This window comes from Streptomyces sp. NPDC005574, from assembly GCF_040605435.1.
Classification (GTDB): domain Bacteria; phylum Actinomycetota; class Actinomycetes; order Streptomycetales; family Streptomycetaceae; genus Streptomyces.
Genome location: NZ_JBEXCW010000249.1, coordinates 1 through 2,630, shown reverse-complemented (window position 1 = coordinate 2,630; position 2,630 = coordinate 1). Strand labels below are relative to the sequence as shown.

Genomic DNA, 2,630 nt, shown 5'->3' with positions numbered 1-2,630 from the left:
CGGATACGACCTCAACACTCGCATCCTCGCAGGCCACGGGCACCTTCTGCTGATACCCGATCAGATCACCTCAGCCGCTGAATATCCGAGGTTGGCAAGCATCCGGCGAACGGTCTCCGGGTGCCAGCGCTCCCCGCGCTTGGGCCGGATCTCCTCGGCCTCCAGCACGAGGGCAATCTCGCGGTAAGACATCTCGTCTTCGTCGCGCAGCTGTCGGGCGCGGGCGCGGCCGGCCTGCTCCACTTCCTCTTCGGTCAGTTCCTTCTTGTGGGCGTGCGAGCAATGCTCAGAACCTGTGGATCGGTTCCGGGAGGGCGCGCGGAGGGCGTACCTTCCCGAATGATCCTTAAGGTCTCCGAGTAGGCCCGCGTTGCAGCGCGGGTCGGGAAGGCACGCCCAGTGCTCAGCGTAGTCACCGAAGACGGCTCCACCCAGTCCGGATCCCTGATCGACGAGATCGTCCGTGAGGGCGCCCGCCGGATGCTGGCCGCGGCTTTGGAGGCGGAAGTAAACCAGTACATCGCCGAGTTGGCTGCCGAGACCGACGAACACGGTCATCGTCTGGTGGTCCGCAACGGCCGCCACCGGCCCCGGACGGTGGCCACGGCCGCCGGGGCGATCAAGGTCACCGCGCCCCGGGTGAACGATCGTCGCGTCGATGAGTCCACGGGTGAGCGCAAGCGGTTCTCCTCGAAGATCCTGGCGCCCTGGTGCCGCAAGTCGCCCAAGATCAGCGAGGTGCTGCCGCTGCTCTACCTGCACGGACTGTCGTCTGGGGACTTCGTGCCCGCGCTTGAACAGTTTCTCGGGTCGGCCGCCGGGCTCTCGCCGGCCACGGTGACCCGGCTGACGAAGCAGTAGGGCGAGGACCACGCCGCCTTCCAGGCCCGTGACCTGTCGGAGCGCGACTTCGTCTACGTGTGGGCCGACGGCGTGCACCCCAAGGTCCGCCTCGGCCAGGCGCACTCATGCGTGCTGGTCCTGCTCGGGGTGCGCGTGGACGGCACCAAGGAGCTGATCGCACTCGCCGAGGGGCTGCGCGAGTCCACGGAATCGTGGGCCGACCTGCTGCGCGACTGCCGCCGTCGCGGCATGCGCGACCCCGAACTGGTCGTCGGCGACGGCGCGATGGGCCTGTGGAAGGCCCTAGCAGAGGTGTTTCCCGCGGCTCGCCATCAGCGATGCTGGGTTCATAAAGCCAGAAATGTGACAAATGCCCTGCCGAAGTCCGCGCAGCCGGGCGCGACGAAAGCGATGCAGGAGATCTACAACGCCGAGGACCGCACGCACGCCGAGAAGGCAATCAAGGCGTTCGCCAAGACCTACGGCACCAAGTGGCCCAAAGCCGTCGCGAAGATCACCGACGACCAGGAGGAACTGCTGGCACTCTACGACTTCCCGGCCGAGCACTGGATCCACCTACGCACTACGAACCCCATCGAGTCCACGTTCTCCACCGTCAAGCTCCGCACCAAGGTCACCCGCGGCGCCGGCAGCCCGGCCGCCGCGCTGGCGATGGTGTTCAAGCTGGTCGAGTCCGCCCAGGACCGCTGGCGCGCGATCACCGGAGCCCACCTGGTCGCCGTGGTCCGCGCCGGCGGCAAATTCGAGAACGGCGTCCTGGTCGAGCGCACCGAGGCCGCGGCATGACCGAGCCCCTCAAACCCGGCAGCCACGTAGTCGACGCGGAGCTGCAGATCCACCAGGTCACCGTCGTGAACCCGGCTGAGGCCACCGCCACCGTGCGCTGTCTTCTCGGGCCGGTTCGTCGCGGAGCCCGCTTCAACCGGATCCGCGACTCGGCAGAAGTCATTGACCTGGAACTGACACAAATCCTCGCCTACCACCGGACCGTCGACGAACTCGACCCCGCCCACAGCGCGCTGGTGACCCTCCGGGGCGCAGAAGTCCAACTCCTGGCCTCAGCCACCCCGGACTCCGGCTGGCAGGCCATCCAGGGGATCAACCCGCTGCCGTGACCAACCCCATCCACAGGTATTGACTATTGCTCTGGGCGTGCCAGCCGTAGGGCGGTGCGCCGTAGGCGTACTGGCCTTTCTCTCCCTTGATGCGGCGGCCGCGGCGGAGCTTGGCGACGGTCATACCGCGGTCGAGCTGGGCGAAGACGCCCATCATCTGGCGCATGGCGGTGCGCATCGGGTCTTCGGGGTCGTCGGGCAGGATCTCGCCTTGGTCGGCCATGAAGGCGCGGCCGCCTTGCTGCCAGCACTGGGCCAGGGCGGCTTCCTGCACCACCAGCTCGCGGGCCAGGCGGTCCAGGTTCGGCGCGATGATGGCGTGCGCCTTCTTCTCCTCGATCCAGAGCAGGGCGTCGGCCAACTCGGGCCGCTCGTCGCCGGCGACCGTGCCGGACACCGCCTTCTCCACGAAAAGGTGCGCTAGCCTCGCCGTTTCAGTTGGGGGCGATGAGGCCTCGTTGAGGGGTAACTGTCGGGTGGCCGACGCGATTTCGGTGTTCGGACATGGTGGAGACCCGGCGCGGTGGTCGGGTTCTCCGGGGTCCTTCAGGTCGTGGGGGCATTGTCAGGTTGAGCGGGAGCCCTCGCCGGTGGCATGATCATCTGTCTGGTCGGATCGCCGGGAGGGGCTGCTCGTGGACGCGGTGTCGT

3 protein-coding genes and 1 pseudogene are annotated in these 2,630 nt (G+C 67.7%); 2 read left to right on the top strand and 2 right to left on the bottom strand.

What is annotated here, in order from left to right; all coding sequences use genetic code 11:
- Positions 1-60: 60 nt before the first annotated feature.
- Complete coding sequence (locus tag ABZT03_RS43710; protein ID WP_356049815.1) at positions 61-243, bottom strand: recombinase family protein; 183 nt, start codon at positions 241-243, stop codon at positions 61-63.
- Positions 244-399: 156 nt separating this feature from the next.
- On the opposite strand from ABZT03_RS43710, the pseudogene ABZT03_RS43705 reads away from it, so the two are divergent.
- Positions 400-1,650, top strand: a pseudogene (locus ABZT03_RS43705) (IS256 family transposase).
- Complete coding sequence (locus tag ABZT03_RS43700) at positions 1,647-1,979, top strand: hypothetical protein (protein ID WP_356049814.1); 333 nt, start codon at positions 1,647-1,649, stop codon at positions 1,977-1,979. Before ABZT03_RS43705 ends, ABZT03_RS43700 begins: the two are co-directional and overlap by 4 nt.
- Here ABZT03_RS43700 and ABZT03_RS43695 read toward each other — a convergent pair.
- On the bottom strand, positions 1,963-2,388 hold the full coding sequence (locus tag ABZT03_RS43695) for a recombinase family protein (RefSeq protein WP_356049813.1): 426 nt from the start codon (positions 2,386-2,388) through the stop codon (positions 1,963-1,965). The two genes, ABZT03_RS43700 and ABZT03_RS43695, sit on opposite strands and share 17 nt — an antisense overlap.
- Positions 2,389-2,630: the final 242 nt, after the last annotated feature.